This window comes from Streptomyces sp. NPDC058195 (assembly GCF_042883525.1).
GTDB lineage: Bacteria > Actinomycetota > Actinomycetes > Streptomycetales > Streptomycetaceae > Streptomyces.
Map to the genome: position 1 here is coordinate 21,198 of NZ_JBHVVM010000044.1, position 18,129 is coordinate 39,326.

15 protein-coding genes and 1 pseudogene are annotated in these 18,129 nt (G+C 70.8%); 7 read left to right on the forward strand and 9 right to left on the reverse strand.

Annotation, left to right across the window (positions count from 1 at the left end; translation table 11 throughout):
- Positions 1 to 31: 31 nt before the first annotated feature.
- From ACFVWY_RS33615 to ACFVWY_RS33625, 3 genes are all read right to left on the reverse strand, one after another.
- Positions 32 to 1,030: a DNA-3-methyladenine glycosylase family protein gene (locus ACFVWY_RS33615; RefSeq protein WP_389878713.1), complete on the reverse strand. Its 999-nt coding sequence runs from the start codon at positions 1,028 to 1,030 to the stop codon at positions 32 to 34.
- 218 nt (positions 1,031 to 1,248) lie between these two features.
- Positions 1,249 to 2,340, reverse strand: coding sequence for a sugar phosphate nucleotidyltransferase (locus tag ACFVWY_RS33620; protein WP_389878714.1), 1,092 nt, complete (start codon positions 2,338 to 2,340; stop codon positions 1,249 to 1,251).
- Positions 2,341 to 2,443: 103 nt separating this feature from the next.
- Positions 2,444 to 3,811 (reverse strand): peptidoglycan recognition protein, encoded by a 1,368-nt coding sequence (locus ACFVWY_RS33625; protein ID WP_389878715.1) that lies wholly within the window; start codon positions 3,809 to 3,811, stop codon positions 2,444 to 2,446.
- 137 nt (positions 3,812 to 3,948) lie between these two features.
- Here ACFVWY_RS33625 and ACFVWY_RS33630 point away from each other — a divergent pair, with 137 nt between their 5' ends.
- The 4 genes from ACFVWY_RS33630 (at position 3,949) to ACFVWY_RS33645 (ending at position 10,095) form a co-directional block, all read left to right on the forward strand.
- Positions 3,949 to 4,701 (forward strand): TIGR03089 family protein, encoded by a 753-nt coding sequence (locus tag ACFVWY_RS33630; protein ID WP_389878716.1) that lies wholly within the window; start codon positions 3,949 to 3,951, stop codon positions 4,699 to 4,701.
- A gap of 181 nt (positions 4,702 to 4,882) precedes the next feature.
- The gene (locus ACFVWY_RS33635) at positions 4,883 to 6,331 is read left to right on the forward strand and encodes an LCP family protein (RefSeq protein WP_389878717.1); all 1,449 of its coding nucleotides are present in this window, start codon (positions 4,883 to 4,885) and stop codon (positions 6,329 to 6,331) included.
- 223 nt (positions 6,332 to 6,554) lie between these two features.
- Positions 6,555 to 8,369, forward strand: a complete 1,815-nt coding sequence (locus ACFVWY_RS33640; RefSeq protein ID WP_389878718.1) for an LCP family protein — start codon at positions 6,555 to 6,557, stop codon at positions 8,367 to 8,369.
- Between the two features lie 49 nt (positions 8,370 to 8,418).
- Positions 8,419 to 10,095: an LCP family protein gene (locus ACFVWY_RS33645; protein ID WP_389878719.1), complete on the forward strand. Its 1,677-nt coding sequence runs from the start codon at positions 8,419 to 8,421 to the stop codon at positions 10,093 to 10,095.
- Positions 10,096 to 10,178: 83 nt separating this feature from the next.
- Here ACFVWY_RS33645 and ACFVWY_RS33650 read toward each other — a convergent pair whose 3' ends face one another.
- The gene (locus ACFVWY_RS33650; protein ID WP_389878720.1) at positions 10,179 to 11,192 is read right to left on the reverse strand and encodes a glycosyltransferase family 2 protein; all 1,014 of its coding nucleotides are present in this window, start codon (positions 11,190 to 11,192) and stop codon (positions 10,179 to 10,181) included.
- Between the two features lie 290 nt (positions 11,193 to 11,482).
- Between ACFVWY_RS33650 and ACFVWY_RS33655 the strand changes: the two genes are divergently transcribed.
- Positions 11,483 to 12,838 carry an LCP family protein gene (locus ACFVWY_RS33655; RefSeq protein WP_389878728.1) on the forward strand — a complete coding sequence of 452 codons (1,356 nt, stop codon included), beginning with the start codon at positions 11,483 to 11,485 and terminating at the stop codon, positions 12,836 to 12,838.
- Between the two features lie 27 nt (positions 12,839 to 12,865).
- Here ACFVWY_RS33655 and ACFVWY_RS33660 read toward each other — a convergent pair whose 3' ends face one another.
- Positions 12,866 to 13,414: an acyl-CoA thioesterase gene (locus ACFVWY_RS33660; RefSeq protein ID WP_389878721.1), complete on the reverse strand. Its 549-nt coding sequence runs from the start codon at positions 13,412 to 13,414 to the stop codon at positions 12,866 to 12,868.
- A gap of 141 nt (positions 13,415 to 13,555) precedes the next feature.
- Between ACFVWY_RS33660 and ACFVWY_RS33665 the strand changes: the two genes are divergently transcribed.
- Positions 13,556 to 14,872: an LCP family protein gene (locus tag ACFVWY_RS33665; protein WP_389878723.1), complete on the forward strand. Its 1,317-nt coding sequence runs from the start codon at positions 13,556 to 13,558 to the stop codon at positions 14,870 to 14,872.
- A gap of 173 nt (positions 14,873 to 15,045) precedes the next feature.
- On the opposite strand, the gene ACFVWY_RS33670 is transcribed toward ACFVWY_RS33665, so the two are convergent.
- Together ACFVWY_RS33670 and ACFVWY_RS33675 are read right to left on the reverse strand one after the other, a co-directional pair.
- Positions 15,046 to 15,405: a hypothetical protein gene (locus tag ACFVWY_RS33670; protein ID WP_389878724.1), complete on the reverse strand. Its 360-nt coding sequence runs from the start codon at positions 15,403 to 15,405 to the stop codon at positions 15,046 to 15,048.
- 286 nt (positions 15,406 to 15,691) lie between these two features.
- A complete protein-coding gene (locus ACFVWY_RS33675) occupies positions 15,692 to 16,339 on the reverse strand; it encodes a DUF6518 family protein (protein WP_389878725.1) in 648 nt (215 codons plus the stop codon).
- 232 nt (positions 16,340 to 16,571) lie between these two features.
- Between ACFVWY_RS33675 and ACFVWY_RS33680 the strand changes: the two genes are divergently transcribed.
- Entirely contained in the window at positions 16,572 to 17,303 is a 732-nt protein-coding gene (locus ACFVWY_RS33680; RefSeq protein WP_389878726.1) for an SMI1/KNR4 family protein, read from the forward strand.
- Here ACFVWY_RS33680 and ACFVWY_RS33685 read toward each other — a convergent pair.
- Both ACFVWY_RS33685 and ACFVWY_RS33690 read right to left on the reverse strand, forming a co-directional pair.
- Positions 17,215 to 17,520 (reverse strand): DUF397 domain-containing protein, encoded by a 306-nt coding sequence (locus tag ACFVWY_RS33685; protein WP_389878727.1) that lies wholly within the window; start codon positions 17,518 to 17,520, stop codon positions 17,215 to 17,217. The two genes, ACFVWY_RS33680 and ACFVWY_RS33685, sit on opposite strands and share 89 nt — an antisense overlap.
- Positions 17,517 to 17,636: pseudogene (locus ACFVWY_RS33690) on the reverse strand (transcriptional regulator); the annotation flags it as partial. The gene ACFVWY_RS33685 and the pseudogene ACFVWY_RS33690, both read right to left, overlap by 4 nt.
- Positions 17,637 to 18,129: the final 493 nt, after the last annotated feature.

Below are 18,129 nucleotides of genomic sequence, written 5' to 3' on the forward strand. Positions count from 1 at the left end.
CCCGGGTCCGGGGCGGTCCCGGGGCGGGCGGTCACAGGCTCGCGATGTCGCCCCGGGGCATGCGCGGGGCGCGGCGGGGCGGGGTGCGGCCGGAGAGCAGGACGAGGCGGGTGGCCCGGTGGCGCTGGCCCTCGTAGGGGGCGAGCAGGGCGAGCATCTCCGTGTCGTCGGCGTCCCTGCGGTCGGCGAGGGCGTGGCCGATGATGCCGGGGAGATGGATGTCTCCGACGGTGACGGCGTCGGCGGCGCCGTTCGAGCGCTGAAGGGTCTCGGCGGAGGTCCAGGGGCCGATGCCCGGGACGAGCTCCAGCCGGGCCGCGGCCTGCGGCAGCTCCATGGCCGCCGCCTCCTCCAGCCGCCGGGCCACCCGTACCGCGCGCAGGATCGTGCCCGAGCGCTTGGCGTCGACGCCCGCCCGGTGCCACTCCCAGGACGGGATCATGGACCAGGTGCGGGCGTCCGGCATGACGTACAGGCCCAGCGCGGCGAACGGGGCGTGGTCCGTGGGGCCGGGCGCGGGGGTGCCGTGCGTCCGGACCAGGAGCCGCCAGGCGCGGTACGCCTCGTCCGTCGTGACCTTCTGCTCCAGGATCGACGGGATCAGCGATTCCATGACCAGCCCGGTGCGCAGCAGGCGCAGACCGGGGCGGCGGTGGTGGGTGAGGGCGAGCAGCCGGTGGCGCGGGCGGAAGGCGTCCGGGTCGTCGTCCGCGCCGAGCAGCGTGGGGAGCCGGTCCAGCATCCAGGGCGCGCCGGGGCCCCAGGCCACCGCCTCGATCCGGCCGCCCCGCTCGGTGACGCGGAGGGTGCCGGGGCCCTCGGGGGTGCGGCTGGCCCGCCAGAACGCGCCGTCCCCGGTCATGCGGTACGTGGGGTCGGCGGGGCCGCGGCGCAGCGGGCCGAGGACCAGGCGCAGGTCGAGCGGGCCGGGCGGGGCCCAGTCCCGGGTCAGCGCGTCCGTCGCGGGGGGCGCCGCCTGGGGCGGGACGGCCGCGCGGGGAGCGCTGCGGGGGGTGAATCGTCCTGCCACGGTCGGGTTCCTCGGTCGTAGGTCGTCGCCGGTCGGGGGCGGTCGGTCGTCGGCTGCCGCCGGTCGGTCGTCTGTTGCCGTCGGCCGGTCGGGGGCGGTCGCCGGTGGGTCATCGGTTGTCGCCGGTCGGTCGTCGGTCCGCAGACCGTCGCCGCCGGCCGGTCGTCGTGGCCGCCGGGCGTGTCCGTCGAGGGTATGCCGCGGGGTGCTCTTCGTGCCTACGCGTCGGAGGAGAAGCGCACCGCCGCGTCCGGGAGGACCGCCCCGCACCAGACGCGGATGCCGTCGCGCAGTTCGTTGTCGGCGCCGATCCGGGCGCCGTCCCCGACGACCGCGCCGCTGAGCACCGTACGGCTGCCGATCCGGGCACCGGCCCCGACCAGCGAGTCCTTGATCACGGCGCCGGGTCCGACGACCGCACCGGCCAGTATGGCCGAGCCGTCGATCCGGGCTTCCGCGCCGACCAGGGCGCCTTCCCCGATCACCGTGCCGCCGCTGATCTTCGCGTCGGGGGCGACGGAGGCGGTCGGCAGCACGAGCCGGTCCCCGCACCGGCCGGGGACGGCCGGGGACGGGGCGCGGCCCAGCACCAGGTCGGCGGAGCCGCGGACGAAGGCCTGCGGGGTGCCGAGGTCCAGCCAGTACGTGGAGTCGACCATGCCCTGGAGGTGGGCCCCGGCGGCGAGCAGTCCGGGGAAGGTCTCCCGTTCGACGGAGACCGGGCGGCCGGCCGGGATGGTGTCGATGACCGACCGGCGGAAGACGTACGCCCCGGCGTTGATCTGGTCGGTGACGATCTCCTCGGGCGTTCCGGGCTTCTCCAGGAACGCGGTGACCCGGCCGCTGTCGTCCGTCGGGACCAGGCCGAAGGCGCGCGGGTCCTCGACCCGGGTGAGGTGGAGGGAGACGTCGGCGCCGGAGTCGGTGTGCGCGGCGGCCAGTGCCCGGATGTCCAGGCCGGTGAGGATGTCTCCGTTGAAGACGAGCACCGGTTCGCCGGGGCCCGCGGCCAGCCGGGACGCGACGTTGCGTATCGCCCCGCCGGTGCCGAGCGGTTCGTGCTCGGTGACGTACTCGATGTGGAGGCCGAACGACGAACCGTCACCGAAGTACGGCTCGAAGACCTCCGCCAGGTACGACGTCGCGAGCACGATGTGCTCGACCCCGGCGGCACGGGCGCGCGCCAGCTGGTGCGAGAGGAAGGGAACGCCCGCCGCCGGGATCATGGGTTTGGGCGTGTGCACCGTGAGCGGGCGCAGCCGGGTTCCCTTTCCGCCGACCAGGAGGATCGCTTCTCTTGCCTCTGTCACCGTGCTGACTCTGCTTCCTGCTGGGGCCCGGCCGGGATTTCGGCTGGCCAGTGTATGCAGCCCGTCCGGTGGTGTCCGGGCCGCGGCCCGCAGCGGTGCCGGGTCAGCGGCCCTGGAGGTGGGCGGAGCTGCTCCGGGCCGAGCCGAGCTTGTTGTAGAGACGCGCTCCGGGGCATTCGGTTGTGTAGCCGTCCCGGTGGCCGGAGATGACGTTGAGGCTGACCTTGCGTCCCTTCTTGTACTTGTTGCTGCCGCCGGAGACGAGGGTGACCTTGCCCTTCGGGTTGGCGCCGAACAGGCCGAGCTTCCAGGCGGTGAGCTTCGCGACGGCGCTCACCGCGGCGGCGGGCGGGTTCGAGCTGGTGAAGGTGCCGAGGACGGCAATGCCCATGGTGTTGCTGTTGAAGCCGAGGGTGTGGGCCCCGAGGACGGCCTTGGTCACGCCTCCGGCCCGCCCTTCGTAGATGTTTCCGCACTTGTCGACGGCGAAGTTGTAGCCGATGTCCCGCCAGCCGCTGCTCTTGACGTGGTAGCGGTAGATGCCGCGCAGTACGGCGGGGGCCTGGGCGCAGGTGTAGTTGTTGCCGGTGGCGCTGTGGTGGATGAAGGCGGCCTTGACGGTGCTGGTGTAGACGAAGGTGCGCTCCCTGAGCTTCTCGTCGGCGCCCCAGCCCTTGCGGGTGACGATGCCGGGGCGGGGGCCGATGTACGGGCGGGCGCCCGGGGCGAGTCCGGCTTGCGCCTCGCCCAGTGCCTGGGAGGCGGCCTTGCCGAGGGCGGGCAGCACCGGCCGGACGGCCTGCGCCGCCTGCCCGGTGCTGCCCGCCTGCCCGGTGCGCCCGGCCTGGCCGGACTGCCAGGCCGCCGCGGCGTCTCTCGCGGCGGCCTGCGGGTCCTTGCCGGGGTCGACGAGTTCGAGGTGCAGTCCGCGGGGCAGCGGTGTGGCGGAGCCGGTCCGGTCCTGCGGGTCCGGGGGCTCGGGGCGTACGCGGACCGAGACGGCGTCCGAGTCGCCGACCCAGAGCGGGGCGGTGGAGCCGCGGACGGCGCCGGAGTCACGTTCGGCGGTGCCGGGGTCGGCGGAGTGCTCGGCGTTGTGCGTCTCCAGGTCCTGCCAGGGCGACCAGCGGCCGGTGCCGGTGGCACGGGTGCGGACCTGGACGGTGCCGCGGAGTTCGGCGTCCGCGTCGTTCCAGACGACGCCGAGCAGGGAGAAGGGGCTGACCTCTCGTTCGGGCAGCCCCTGTTGGGGGACGGTGGACCGGTGGCCGACCCGGTCGGACGGCGACGGCAGGACCCGCAGCGGCAGGGACTGGGTGGAGCCCGGCACGCCGCCGGGTCCGGCCGACCCGGCGGGGGCGGAGGCTGGGACGGTACGGAGGGCGGGGGCGGCGCCCGCGGGCACGGCCGACGGCAGGGCGAGAACGGCCGCGCAGGCGACACCGATCGAGGATGCAAGGAAGGCACGCATGCCAACAATCCTGGTCATACTCGCGCAACTCCGGCTACCCGGACCAGGGCCCGGACCTGACGGTCCCTCGGTTCCGGCAGCGGGCCGGTGGCCGTTTCCGCCCCCCGGCCCGGTCCGCGCCGCGTACCCTTGCGCGGATGAACGCCACCGACCGCACCCCTGCCGACCTGCTGCGTTCCGCGCTCGCCGCGGACCCGGCCCGCCCCCTGGTCACGTTCTACGACGACGCCACCGGGGAACGCGTCGAACTGTCCGTGGCCACCTTCGCCAATTGGGTGGCCAAGACCGCCAATCTCCTCCAGGGGGACCTGGCCGCCGAGCCCGGTGACCGGCTCGCGCTGCTGCTGCCCGCGCACTGGCAGACCGCGGTCTGGCTGCTGGCCTGCTCCTCGGTCGGAGTGGTCGCCGAGGTGGGGGGCGACCCGGCCGACGCCGATCTCGTCGTCAGCGGTCCGGACGGGCTGGAGGCCGCGCGCGCCTGCTCCGGCGAGCGGATCGCCCTGGCGCTGCGTCCGCTGGGCGGCAGGTTCCCCCAGCCTCCCGAGGGCTTCGCGGACTACGCGGTCGAGGTACCCGGCCAGGGCGACCGCTTCGCGCCGTTCGCGCCGGTGGACCCCGAGGCTCCGGCACTGGTGGTGGACGGCACCGAACTGACGTCGGCGCAGTTGGTGGCGCGGGCCCGCGAGGAGGCGGGGGCGCTGGGCCTGTCCGCCGGATCACGACTGCTCACGGGCGGTTCGTACGACGCGTGGAAGGGACTGGCCGCGGGGCTGTACGCGCCGCTGGCGGCCGGGGCCTCCGTGATCCTCTGCCGTCATCTGGACCGACTGGACGCGGAGGGACTGGCGAAGCGCGTGGCGAGCGAGCGGGCCACCACCACCGCGGTGTGACAGCGGTATGACAAACACGCCCAAGGGCCACTCATCCGGCCCACACCGGGCCGAGTCCCGGTGGCTGAGCGTCAACTCCGGTACATGATCGGCGTTACGGACCACCGGGAACACAACCAAGCGTGAGGTTCATCCGTCTACTTCTGCGACCGGCGGCCCGATGTGCCGCCGAACGTGAAGGATGGACGCAAACGTGAGCGAAAGCGCCGGGCCGCCGGACGAACCGGCGGCGGGCGGGGACGGGCCGCACTCCGGGGGAACCCCTGGAAGCGACTCCGAAAGCCACTCCGGAAGCCACTCCGGCGAAGGCCCCGGAAGCCGTTCCGGCGAAGCCCCCGAGAACCACTCCCCCCAAGATCCCGGGGACGGCCCCGGAAGCGCCCCTGGTGACAGCCCCGGGGACGGATCCGCCGGCAGCCCCGGGGACGAGTCCGCCGAAAGCCCCGGGGACGGGCCGGGCAAGGACTCCGGCATCGCCCCCATGACCGTGCCTCACCACCGGCGCCGCTGGCTGCGCTGGACCGCGCTGGGCGCCTCGTTCGTCGTCCTGGTCGCGGCGGGCGTCGGCTGGTGGCTGTACCGGAAGCTCGACGGCAACATCAGGACCGACACGTCCGCCGCCGCCGAGCTCAAGGTGTACGAGCGGGAGCGGCCCGTGCCGATCGTGCGCAACGCGGAGAACATCCTGCTCATCGGCTCGGACAGCCGGGCCGGCGAGAACCGCAAGTACGGCCGGGACGACGGCGGCAGCCAGCGCTCGGACACCACGATCCTGCTGCATCTGGCGGCGGACCGGAAGAGTGCCACCGCGATGTCCCTGCCGCGCGACCTGATGGTGAACATCCCGGCCTGCCACCAGCCGGACGGTACCGCGACCAAGAAGCAGTTCGCCCAGTTCAACTGGGCCTTCGAGATGGGCGGCACCGCCTGCACGATCCGTACGGTCGAGAAGCTGACCGGCATCCGGATCGACCACCACATGGTCGTCGACTTCAACGGCTTCAAGGACATGGTCGACGCGGTCGACGGCGTGGAGGTCTGCCTCAAGCAGCCGGTCGACGACCCCGACGCCCACCTGAAGCTCCCCTCCGGGCGCCAGACGCTCGACGGCGAGCAGGCGCTGGGCTACGTACGGGCCCGCAAGTCGATCGGCAACGGCAGCGACACCGAGCGGATGGACCGCCAGCAGCAGTTCCTGGGCGCGCTGGTGAACAAGGCCCAGAGCGACGGCGTCCTGCTCAACCCGGCCCGCCTCTACCCGGTGCTCGACGCCGCGACCAAGGCGCTGACCACCGATCCGGGACTGGACAGCCTCAAGGACCTGTACGACCTGGTGCGCGGCATGCGCGACATCCCGACCGACAAGGTGCAGTTCCTGACCGTGCCCCGGCAGCCGTACACGGCCAACCGGAACCGGGACGAACTCGTACAGCCCGACGCGAAACGGCTCTTCAAGCGGCTGCGCTCGGACGATCCGGTCGCCGTGGTCCCGGCGGACCAGCTCGCGCGTGACAACGAGAAGAACAACGGGAAAAACAATGCCGCACCTGATACCCCGGGTGCTTCCGGCCCCAGTCCGACACCCACGTATTCGGGCAACAACGCGGCGACGGACCTGTGCGAGCAGTAAAGCAATTCCCAAACAGAAGCCGGTGATCGGCGTGTAATGAGCAGTATGACCAGTTGTAAGGAACGTGGAATTTGTCACGCGCGTCGCTCGACGTGGAATCGGGCGGATAGTGTGACGCGATCCGGTGCTGCCGGCCGCCTGGCCGCGCACTTCTGGAGCGAAAGATCGAGCGCCTGATCGGGGGAGGCGCCTCGCGTGGCACCGACGGAGGACACAAGCGACCGTGGATGCGCAAAGTCGTGGGCGGGCGGACGGAATCGACCCCGCAGACCAGTGGGTACTCAACCCGGACACCGGCGATTACGAGCTGCGACTGAATAATTCCGGAGGGGATTCGGGCGCTTCTTCCCGGACTTCCGGTCCACGTGTCCCCCACAGCAGAGGCCCGGTCCAGGACAGCGAGGGCGGGCGGCGAAGCGCGCCCCGCGACGGCGGGAGCGAGCCGCGCGATCCGGCCCGCGAGGGCCGCCGGGGCGCACCGGGCCGTGAGGTGCCCGGTCAGCGCCGCCGCTCCGCCAACGGAACGCGCGGCCCGGAGAGTTCGGCCGCGGAGGGCCCCGGCTCCCGGCACACCCGCAAGTCCCGCAAAGCGCCCAAGGCCCGGCGCAAGAAGGCGCTGGTGTGGACGGGCGGTGTGACGGCCTTCGTGCTCGTCGGGCTGTCGGTGGGCGGCTACGCGCTCTACCAGCACTTCAACGGCAACCTGAACACGGTCGACGTGGGCGGGTCCGGCAACAAGAACGTCTTCGACACCAACGCCCCGATCAACATACTGGTCATCGGTACGGACAAGCGCACCGGCAAGGGCAACGAGGGCTACGGCGACAAGGGCAGCGTGGGCCACGCCGACACCAACATCCTCTTCCACGTCTCCGAGGACCGCACCAACGCCACGGCGCTGAGCATCCCGCGCGACCTGATCTCCAACATCCCCGACTGCACCGTCCGGGACGAGAACGGCACGGAGAAGGTGATCCCGGGGAGCCAGGGCGTCCGCTTCAACGAGAGCCTCGGTCAGTCGGGCCGCGGACCGGGCTGCACCATGGACACGGTCAAGGCCATAACCGGCCTGAAGGTCGACCACTTCATGATGGTCGACTTCAACGCGGTGAAGGCACTGTCCACGGCGGTCGGCGGCGTCAAGATCTGCCTGGCCAAGGCGGTCAACGACCCGGACTCCCACCTGAACCTGCCGATCGGCGAGCACCGCATCCAGGGTGAGGACGCCCTGGCGTTCGTACGGACCCGGCACAGCTTCGGCAACCGCGGCGACCTCGACCGGATCCAGATCCAGCAGCAGTTCATCGCGTCGATGATCCGGCAGATGCAGTCGGACGACACCCTGACCAGCCCGACCAAGCTGTACAAGCTGGCGGACGCGGCGACCAAGGCGCTCACCGTGGACTCGGGCATCGGCTCGGTGAAGAAGCTGACCTCGCTGGCGCAGGAGATTGGCAAGGTCAACACCAAGAACATCACCTTCACCACGGTGCCGGTGCTCGACAACCCGGCGGAGGAGGTCAAGGCGACCGTCGTGCTGAACCCGCCCAAGGCCGACGCCCTGTTCGCCATGATGGGCGAGGACACCTCGCTCACCGAGGTGAAGTCGAAGAAGAAGGCCGCGAAGAGCAAGCAGGACAAGCTCCTCAAGGGCCCGAAGGCCGCCGCGGCCGACGTACGCGTCGATGTGTACAACGGCGGCAAGGTGCCGGGGGCCGCGCAGGCGACGGTCACCTGGCTGCAGAACAACCAGGGCGTCCTCAAGTCGACGAACAAGGCCAACGCCCCGTCGAAGGCCGCGAAGACGACGCTGGAGTACGCACCGAACCAGGCTGACCAGGCCCGCGCCCTGGCCGCCATGATGGGCCTGCCCGGCTCGGCCATGAAGCCGGGCACCGAAGACGCCGAGGGACTTCAGGCGATGGTCCTGACGCTGGGGGACGACTTCAAGGGGGCGGGCACGCCCGTCACCGGTCCGGCCAAGATTCCGGACGACATCCAGCAAGCCAACGCCGACAAGGCAGTGTGCGCCAAGTGACACCGGGTCACCGCGCTGAACCACGAAACTGAGCAGCAGGGGGGTCCCGGTGGGACGGAGCAGCACGCCCGGAGAGGGGACGCGACCACGCGTCCGTCGCGCCGATCAACTCGGCTGGGACGACGGGCTGTACGAGGAGGGGCCGGACAAGGGGGCGGACTCCGGCGACGGGGAGCGGCGGACCGACACCGCCTCCTCCGGCCACCGGCGTGGTGGCCGCAATCGCCGCGGCAAGAAGGGCAAGCGCCGGGTGCTGCGCTGGAGCGCGTCGGTTCTCGCCCTGCTCATACTGGGCGGCGCGGGGGCCGGATACCTCTACTACGAGCACCTCAACAGCAACATCAAGAAGGCCGATCTGACCCTCGGCGACAAGAAGATGGCCGATCACAAGGCCAACTCCGCCGGTCAGACCCCGCTGAACATCCTGCTCCTGGGCTCGGACGCGCGGGACACCAAGGCGAACCAGAAGCTCGGCGGGGCCAAGGACACCTTCGGGGCGCCGCCCCTGGCCGATGTGCAGATGCTGCTCCACCTCTCCGCCGACCGCAGCAACATGTCGGTGATCAGCATGCCGCGCGACACCATGCTCAAGATCCCCAAGTGCACCGACCCGGAGACGGGGAAGGTCTTCCCCGCGACCACGGGCCTGGCGATGACCAACACGACGCTCGGCCGCGGCGGCCCCGGCTGCTCGGTCGCCACCTGGTACGAGCTGACCGGCATCACCATCGACCACTTCATGATGATCGATTTCGCCGGTGTGGTCTCGATGGCCGACGCGGTCGGTGGCGTCCCGGTCTGCGTCAAGGGCAACGTCTACTCGCGCAACAGCCAGGGCAAGGGCTCCGGGCTGAAGCTGGAGAAGGGCACCACGAAGGTCAAGGGCGAGCAGGCCCTCCAGTGGCTGCGCACCCGCTACGGCTTCGAGGACGGCACCGACCTCGGCCGCACCCACGCCCAGCACATGTACATGAACTCCATGGTCCGTGAGCTGCGCAAAGGCGCCAAGCTCACCGACCCGGGCAAGCTGACGAGCCTCGCGGAGGCGGCGACCGACGCGCTGACGGTCGACAAGGGCATCGACACGGTCAAGAAGCTGTACGACCTCGCGGAGGAGCTGAAGAAGGCTCCCACCAACCGCATCACCATGACGACGATGCCGAACGTCTACGGCACGGGCGCCCTGGACGGCCGGGTGCTGCCCAAGAAGGGCGACGCCGAGCAGCTCTTCCAGATGGTCCGTGACGACGTCCCGCTCGACGGCAAGGCGTCCAAGCGCAAGAAGAAGGCCCCGGTCGCCGAGAAGCCCGCCTCGACCCCGGCCGAGACCCCGGTGACCATCCGCAACGGCACCCGCACCGAGACCGATTACCCGGTCAAGGGCCGGGCGGGGACGGTCCAGACCTTGCTGGCCGGGAAGGGCTTCACCCAGTCCTCGCTCGACACGGCGAACACCGAGGGGACGCCCCGGACCACGGTGTCCTATCCCAGCGTGGACATGAAGGGCGACGCCCAGGCGGTCGCCAAGGCGCTCGGCATCCCGCTGAGCGCGGTGAAGAAGTCGACCGACGTCTCGGGCATCACGCTGACCGTGGGCGCCGACTGGCGGGAGGACGGCGACTACCGCACGCCCCCCGCCGAGGAGAAGACCCCGGACAGCGCGCGGGCGCTCAACGGCGGCGACGAGTCGGCCTGCATGGACATCCAGCCGGGCTTCGGCTGGTAGCACCCGGGCACCATGAACACCGAGGGCCCCTCCGGCGTACCGGAGGGGCCCTCGGTGTTCATGAGCTACGCGGTGTCCGTGGACTACGCGGTGACGGCCGGGCGGCGGCTCGCGATGACCTTCTTCGCGAGCGAGCGGGGGCTGGTCAGGAAGCCGTACCCCCACGACATGTGCATGGTCGCGAGGGCCACCGGGATCTGCGCCCGCGCCTTCAGCGACAGCCCCTTGCCCGCGGGCAGGGATCCGGCGACGATCGCCGCGACGTACCCGGCGGGGACGACGAAGGCCCACGGGGTGACGACCGCACCGGCCACGATGCCCGCCGCGATCGCGCAGACGGCGGTCGGCGGGGCCAGGTAGCGCAGGTTGATCGAACCGGCGTGGTAGCGGGCGACGACGTGCCGCCAGCGGCCGTAGTCCTTGTACTGCTTGGCCAGCGCCCGCACCGAGGGGCGCGGCCGGTACTGCACCTTCAGCTCGGGCGAGAACCAGATCAGGCCGCCGGCCTCGCGGATGCGGAAGTTCAGCTCCCAGTCCTGGGCCCGGATGAACTCGACGTTGTAGCCGTCCGCCCTCTCCAGGGCCTCACGGCGGAATACGCCGAGGTAGACGGTCTCCGCCGGGCCCGCCTGGCCACCGGTGTGGAAGGCCGCGTTGCCGACGCCGATCTTCGAGGTCATGGCCGCGGCGACGGCGTCCTCCCAGGCGTTCTCGCCCTCGGCGTGCATGATGCCGCCGACGTTCTGCGCGCCGGTCTCCTCCAGCAGGCGGACGGCGGTCGCGATGTAGTTCGGCGAGAGCATGCCGTGGCCGTCGACCCGTACGACGATCGGGTGGCGGGACGCCTTGATCGCGGCGTTGAGAGCGGCCGGGGTGCGGCCGGTCGGGTTCGGGACGGTGTGCACCCGGGGGTCCTCGCGCACCAGCTCGGCGGCGATCTCGTCGGTACGGTCCGCGGAGGGGCCGAGCGCGATCACCACCTCCATCTCGCCCGCGTACTCCTGCTCCAGGATGTGCCGGACGGAGTTCCTGAGGTGACGTTCCTCGTTGAGCACCGGCATGATCACGGAGACGGCGGGGTGCTGCGCGGCAGACATGGTGGTCCTCGGTGGTCCTCGGGGGCGCGGCCGGGGGTTCGGAACCCCACCAGGCGGCATGATTCGGCCGCCACGTTACCGCGAATGGGGGACACCGGCGCGCCCTACTGGGCGGCATAGCGGACAAAAGATCATATTGACCTACTGTACGAACGGTCCCTTCCCTCGCACCCCGGAGGTACCCCGTGCCCACCCCGCACCGCTCCCCCGGCCCGTCGGGCTACCGCGGGGTTCCGCCGCGGCTCAGGTCCAGAAGACAGGACGAGCGACCGCGCTGGGGCACACGGCTGGTGACCGGGCTGTCGGTGCTGGTGCTCGGGGCGGGCGGGGTCGGCCACGCGGTGGTGTCCGGTCTGGACACCGGGATCGACCGGATCGATCCGTTCAAGGACATGAAGAACCGGCCGAGCCCGAGCGTCGGCACCAATCTGCTGCTCGTCGGCACCGACGGCCGCGACCGGATCACCCCGGAGGAGAAGCGGAAGTACCGGCTGGGCGGCGCGCCCTGCCACTGCACCGACACGGTCATGCTGGTGCACCTGTCAGCCGACAAGAAGCGCGCCAGCGTGGTCTCGCTGCCCCGCGACAGCTACGCCGACGTCCCCGGGCACCGGGATCCCGGCACCGGCGCCGCGCGCCCCGCACGCCCGATGAAGCTGAACGCGGCCTACGCCGAGGGCGGCCCGAACCTGACCGTGCGGACCGTCGAGAACATGACGGACATCAAGATCGATCACTATCTGGAGGTCGACTTCACCAGTTTCATGCGGACGGTCGACAGCCTGGGCGGGGTGAAGATCTGCACCCCCCGGCCGCTGAAGGACGCGTACACCGGTCTCGACCTGGCGGCGGGCCCCCATGAGCTGAACGGCGGGCAGGCCCTCCAGTACGTACGCTCCCGGCACATCGACGGGGCCGCCGACCTGGGCCGGATGCAGCGCCAGCAGAGGTTCCTCGCGTCACTGATCAAGCAGGCCACCAGCGGCGGTGTGCTGCTGAACCCGGTGAAGCTCCAGGACGTCGTCTCGACGGTGCTGGGCTCGGTCCGGGCCGACAACGGGTTCGGCGCGGAGCAGATGCTGGAGCTCGGCCGGGCGATGCGGGGCTTCTCCCCCGCGTCGTCGGAGTTCACCTCCGTACCGATGGGGAACGTCTCGCACCCGGTCAAGGGCATCGGCTCGACGGTCACCTGGGATCCGGTGAAGTCCAGGAAGCTCTTCCGGGCGCTGCGCGAGGACCAGCCGCTCGCCCCCGCGCACGCCGCGCGCCCGGAGGCGCTGACGGTGGACGTGGACCCGAAGAGCGTCCGGGTCCAGGTCTACAACGGGACGCCGAAGGACGGGCTCGGGCAGACGGTCGACGAGGCGCTGCGCGCCACCGGCTTCGACACCACCCGCGCCCCGCTCAGCGGGGACGCGCACGACCTGGAACACACGCTGGTCTCGTACGACCCGCGCTGGGACCAGTCCGCGCGGGCTCTCGCGCTCGCCCTGCCCGGGTCGCGACTGCACGCGGTGAAGGGGCAGGGGCCGACGATGCGGGTGATGGCCGGGACGGACTTCGACGAGGTGCGCCGGGTGCGGGCCGAGGAGCCGCAGAGCGGCCCGTACGACGCGGTCACCGGCGACCAGGTGGCCTGCCCGTAGCGGCGGGGGGCGGGGGGCGGCCGGTGCTCAGTCCTCGATGCCCTCCGCGGCGCGGCTCTCCCGCAGTTCCTTGATCGCGCGGCGGCGGGCGAGGCGGTGGGTGCGCCGGATCTGCGCCTCCTGGTAGCGCCGCCGGTCGCGCTCCGTCTCGGGAATCACGTGCGGCACGGGACGCGGCTTGCCGTCCGCGTCGACCGCGGCGAAGACCAGGTAGGCGCTGCCGACCTGCTGTGCGGGGGTGGATTCGTTCCACCGCTCGGCCATGACCCGGACGCCGACCTCCATCGAGGAGCGGCCCGTCCAGTTCACCTGGGCGCGGACGTGGACCAGGTCACCGACCCGTACCGGCTCCAGGAACACCATCTCGTCCATGGAGGCGGTCACGGCGGGACCGCCGGAGTGCCGACCGGCCACGGCGCCCGCCGCGTCGTCGACCAGCTTCATGATCACGCCGCCGTGCACCGTGCCCAGCAGGTTGGTGTCGTTGCCGGTCATGATGTGGCTGAGGGTGGTCCGGGAAGCGGCGGTGGGCTTGCCCGGGATGTCGCCCTCCGGGCGCGGGGCCTGATCTGTCATACAGTCCACCTTATGCGGACGCATCGGTCCGGTCGCCGAGCGGTCGCCGTCCGGTCGCAATGCATCAGCTTGGCAACAGCCCCGGTCCGATTTCCCGCTCCCCCTGTAAGAGGGGTGCCTCCGGCCTGCACACTGGACCGCATGAACGATTGGCCCGAGGGATGGTCCGACGACAACCGCGGCGGTAACCGCTACGGGCAGGGCAGCGCCGGTGAGCGGCCCGAGGGCGCCCGCGTGATGCGGCACGTCCAGCGCCCCTCCGCCCCGCCGCAGCAGCGCCCCGCCCCGCCCCAGCCAACCGCCCCGCCCCGGCAGCGCCGGGCGGAACCGTCCCCGTACGGCGGCGGTCGCGAGGAGAACACCGGGCACGACAGCGGCTACAACACGGGCCAGGTCTACGGCGGCGGCCGGGGCGACGGCCACGGCGGGCGCGGTGACGGCCGGGGCGGCGACGGGTACACCCCCCGGGGCCGCTCGGCGCCCGACTGGCGCCGCCGCATCAAGATAGGCGCACTCTCGCTGGTGGTCGTGGTCCTCGCGGTCTCCATAGGCACGTACTTCTGGGCCGATTCCAAGCTCAAGCGCGAGGTGGACCTCTCCAAGGTCATCGAGCGGCCGGAGAGCGGCGAGGGCACCAACTACCTGATCGTCGGTTCCGACAGCCGCGAGGGCATGACGGCCGAGGACAAGAAGAAGCTCCACACCGGTTCCGCGGAGGGCAAGCGGACCGACTCGATGATGATCCTGCACGACGGCTCCAACGGGCCGACGCTGATCTCCCTGCCGCGTGACTCGAACGTCGAGATCCCCTCGTTCAAGGGCTCCGACTCCGGCAAGCTCTACCCGGCCAGTGGCCGCTTCACCAAGCTGAACGCCGCGTACGCCATGGACGGACCGGAACTCCTCGTCCGTACCGTCGAGTTCAACACCGGGCTGCGCATCGACCACTACGTCGAGATCGGCTTCGGCGGCTTCGCCAAGATCGTGGACGCGATCGGCGGCGTGGAGCTGGACATCCCCAAGGCGTTCAAGGACAAGAAGTCCGGCGCCGACTTCCAGGCGGGCAAGCAGACGCTGAACGGCGAACAGTCGCTGGCCTTCGTCCGTACCCGGTACGCCTTCGCCGAGGCCGACCTGGCCCGGACGAAGAACCAGCAGAAGTTCCTCGCGGCGCTGGCGAGCCAGACGGCGACGCCGTCCACCATCCTCAACCCGTTCAAGCTGTACCCGACGATGGGTGCCGGGCTGGACACCCTGATCGTGGACGAGGACATGTCGCTCTGGTCCCTGGGCCAGATGTTCTTCGCGATGAAGGGCGTCACGGGCGGCGAGGGCACGTCGATGAACATGCCGGTCGCGGGCTTCAGCAATGGCAACGTCGTCTGGGACAAGGCCAAGGTCAAGCAGTTGATGGACCAGCTGAAGAACGACGAGAAGGTCACCGTCAGCGACCGCTGACGCCCCTCGGGGGCAACGGTCTGAGAAGGGCCCGGACGGTTCGCCGTCCGGGCCCTTGGCACTGGCTCGCAGCCCACGCGATCCCGTCCGCTCCTGGTTATGCGACCGGCCCAGACAACCGCTGCATCCGCCAGGAGCCCTGCCGTGCCACCCGCCCGGCCCAGGAAATCTCCTCACATACCCTCAAGCCGTTCGTGGAGCTCCTCCGCGAATCGCGTCCGGTAGACGCCGTGGACGATGGCCCCGGGAGACTGGTAGCCCCTGTGCTCAGGGTCCGAGACATCCCCGTCCCACGGCGCCACGCCTTCTGGAAGCAGCGGGGCGCGGCCCAGATGCATCTGAGCGACTTCTTCCAGCCGTAGTTCTCCCGCAACCACCAAGCTCCACAGCCCGTAGCCCTGCCCGACCACCCACATACACAGATCTTCGGTGCTGTCTTCGGACCAGACGTCCCCGTCCACGCTCACACCGTCCGAGAAGTCGGCCAGCGATTCCGCCGCGGACTCGTATGCGAGCGCGAAGGCTTCAAGCACCTCTCGCGAGTGGGACTCTAACCACAATTCCAGGGCAGACAGACGCGGTCGTGTCGCTTCCAGGACCTCCCAGAACCAATCAGAAACATGATCCGGTCCCATCTCGGCTCCTGTGTCGACGCTGCGGTACTCGCCCGACCGTACAGAGCGGTGGAGATCCCTGGACACTCCTGGGCCTCATCGTCGGCGAATGGCGCTGACCCTCTGCACAGTCACCGGTTTACCGTCCGGCGCTTACGGCTTCGGGCGTCCGCGCTGCCGCCACTTTCCCGTCGCCCACGCGCTCTCAGCCGAGGAGTGTCGTCAGGATCAGTTCGTAGAAGACGAGGTAGGCCAGGAGCGAGAAGGGAATGGCGGTCAGGAGGGTCAGCGCGCGTTCTCGGTGGGTGCGGCCCATGAGCAGGGGCACCAGAACCAGAACGGCGAGGCAGGCCCATGCCTGGGAGGCGTAGTGCAGAACCCAGGCGTAGTGGATGGCTTCCGTGCCGAAAACGCCCGCCAGGGCGGCAAGGCCGATGACGCGGTGGCGCGGGGTGATGCCGCGCCATCGAAAGCCCGCCACCCCGAAGAGGGGGCCGGCGATGAACGCCATGCCGAGCCAGACGAGGGGAGCGGACAGAGAGCCCATGCCGTCGCGCGCGACCTCCGCGTAGCCGTAGTAGCCGACGACGAGACCGGACTCGGCGAGCAGGCCCGCGAGGGCCGCCGCGGGCAGGCCGACCTTCCGGGCCAGCAGCGCGCCTGCGGCGAACGCGGCGACGGACCAGACCGCACCGGAGTTGGCGATCTGATTCCACGCACCCGGAAGCCAGCCCTGGAGCAGATTGGTCAGGACACCGAGAACGACTCCACCGGCGAAGGCCGACGCCGTCGCGCGGGCCCAGGCTCTTCCGCTCGTGTCGGGCACTGAGGCGATGACCGGGGACGCGCTCATGGTGGTGCTCACTTCTCTGTCGAGGGCTGCATGGCTCACACCTCTCGGTGCAGTTGTAAGGATGCGTGGCGCCAACGACGCGTTCCGTGGCCCTCGGCGTGCACACAGCACGTCGAGCGCATGAACAGATGGTACGGAAATTACCCGAAAGCGCCTGCCGCGCGTGGAGGCCGGTGCACAGTGTCCTGCCGGGGACGAAGTGCTGTCAGTGGCGCTCCCTATAGTCACGCGTATGACGCAGGAACACCCGGTCCCGGCCCCCGCCTCGAACCTCGCCCTGGACCTCGACGCGCTGACCGCGGCCGTCGGCGAACGGTCCGACCGGCAGGCGGCCTGGCGCTTCGTCCGCGCCTTCGCCCGCGACTGGAGCGCCCGCCCGCTCACCGAAGGGGACGGCCGCACCGGCGGCGAACTCGACGCGGCCCAGGACCGGCTCGGCCTTCCGCTGCCCGCCGCCCTGCGCGAGGCTCACCAGCTGCTGGGCCTGCGCCCGGACCTGACGGACAACCAGGACACCCTGCTCGCCCCGCAGGACCTCTACCTGGACGAGGACCGCGGCGTACTGGTCTTCCGCGTCGAGAACCAGTCCTGTGCCTACTGGGGCATACGTGTGACGGACCTCGGCCAGGAAGACCCGCCGGTCGTGTACCGCTTCGACATCCCCCGGCCCACCGCCGACGACTGGACCGCCTGGCTGGACCGGCTGAGCGTCGCGTTCGTCGAGCTCGTCCTGTCCGAGGCCCTGTGTGCCGACGAGGACCTGATGGGCTGGGTGACGCCCGAGGACATCCCCCCGGCCTTCCGCCGCCTCCCGCTCCCGGAGTGCCCGATCAGCCAGCAGCCGGGCTCACGCTGGTACGCGCACGACGAGATCATCATCCGCGACGACCACACAACCGCCCTCCTCCGCGCCCGCACGGAGGCAGCCCTCGACCGCTTCGAGGGTGAGTACGAGGGAATCTGACGGGCCGGTACCAGCGCCCGGCCACGTACGGGACGAAGCCCGCCCAGGCACGCACCGAAGACGAGTGGTGGCCCTGGCACGGTCTTCGAGTCGCGTACGTGGACCGAGTCGGGGCCGTCGCGACCTCGACGCAGGAGTCACCTGCGCTGCCGCTGCCGTAACTGCTCTTGAACCACTCCGGATCGGGAGCATCCCCGGCGAAGGTCTCGCTGATCATGGCTCTCCCAGCAGTTGCTCAAGGAAGGCCAGAGACTCCCGGGGCGCGAGAGCCTGGGCCCGGATCATCCCATCGCGCAGCTCAGGGATTCTGAGCCGCTTCGGGTCGAAGACCGGCGGCCACCGAAGGCCCGCGCGTACTCCGGCGTCTGCAACAGGCCGTGGATGCTGTGGTTGCCGTGGTTGCCGTACAACCCCGTTTCGGCCGCGCACATCGTCGGTGAACTGGCCGCCAACGCCGGCGTCCACGGCTGCGTGCTGGGCAGGGACTTCCGGCTCGGCCCGACCGGTTCACCGGGTCGCGGGTTTCCGCGACCCGGTGGACCGCGACGCCGTGCGCCACGACGCATAAAGCTTTTAAGAACCCGGGGAAACAACCCCTCCCCACCCAAACCCCACCCCCGTCACTCGTGCAGGTGATTCACGGCAACCGGGCTGGATTTCGGGAGGGTTTACGGGCTTATGCTCGCCGCGACAACCTTCAGACATACGTCGGCCCCCGACGAGATCGACACTCTCAACCGGGGGCCTGACCACCGAGGAAGAAGAGACCCTTCCTGATGGATACCCCGCAGATTACCGCGCCCCCGCGCGCCCCGTCCGCCGTACG

Excerpts from the sequence above, each read along its gene's own strand:
- ACFVWY_RS33625 (WP_389878715.1), bottom strand. The coding sequence starts at position 3,811 with ATGCGTGCCTTCCTTGCATCCTCGATCGGTGTCGCCTGCGCGGCCGTT.
- ACFVWY_RS33630 (WP_389878716.1), top strand. The coding sequence starts at position 3,949 with ATGAACGCCACCGACCGCACCCCTGCCGACCTGCTGCGTTCCGCGCTC.
- ACFVWY_RS33635 (WP_389878717.1), top strand. The coding sequence starts at position 4,883 with ATGGACGCAAACGTGAGCGAAAGCGCCGGGCCGCCGGACGAACCGGCG.
- ACFVWY_RS33650 (WP_389878720.1), bottom strand. The coding sequence starts at position 11,192 with ATGTCTGCCGCGCAGCACCCCGCCGTCTCCGTGATCATGCCGGTGCTC.
- ACFVWY_RS33660 (WP_389878721.1), bottom strand. The coding sequence starts at position 13,414 with ATGACAGATCAGGCCCCGCGCCCGGAGGGCGACATCCCGGGCAAGCCC.
- ACFVWY_RS33665 (WP_389878723.1), top strand. The coding sequence starts at position 13,556 with ATGAACGATTGGCCCGAGGGATGGTCCGACGACAACCGCGGCGGTAAC.
- ACFVWY_RS33675 (WP_389878725.1), bottom strand. The coding sequence starts at position 16,339 with ATGAGCGCGTCCCCGGTCATCGCCTCAGTGCCCGACACGAGCGGAAGA.
- ACFVWY_RS33680 (WP_389878726.1), top strand. The coding sequence starts at position 16,572 with ATGACGCAGGAACACCCGGTCCCGGCCCCCGCCTCGAACCTCGCCCTG.
- ACFVWY_RS33685 (WP_389878727.1), bottom strand. The coding sequence starts at position 17,520 with ATGATCAGCGAGACCTTCGCCGGGGATGCTCCCGATCCGGAGTGGTTC.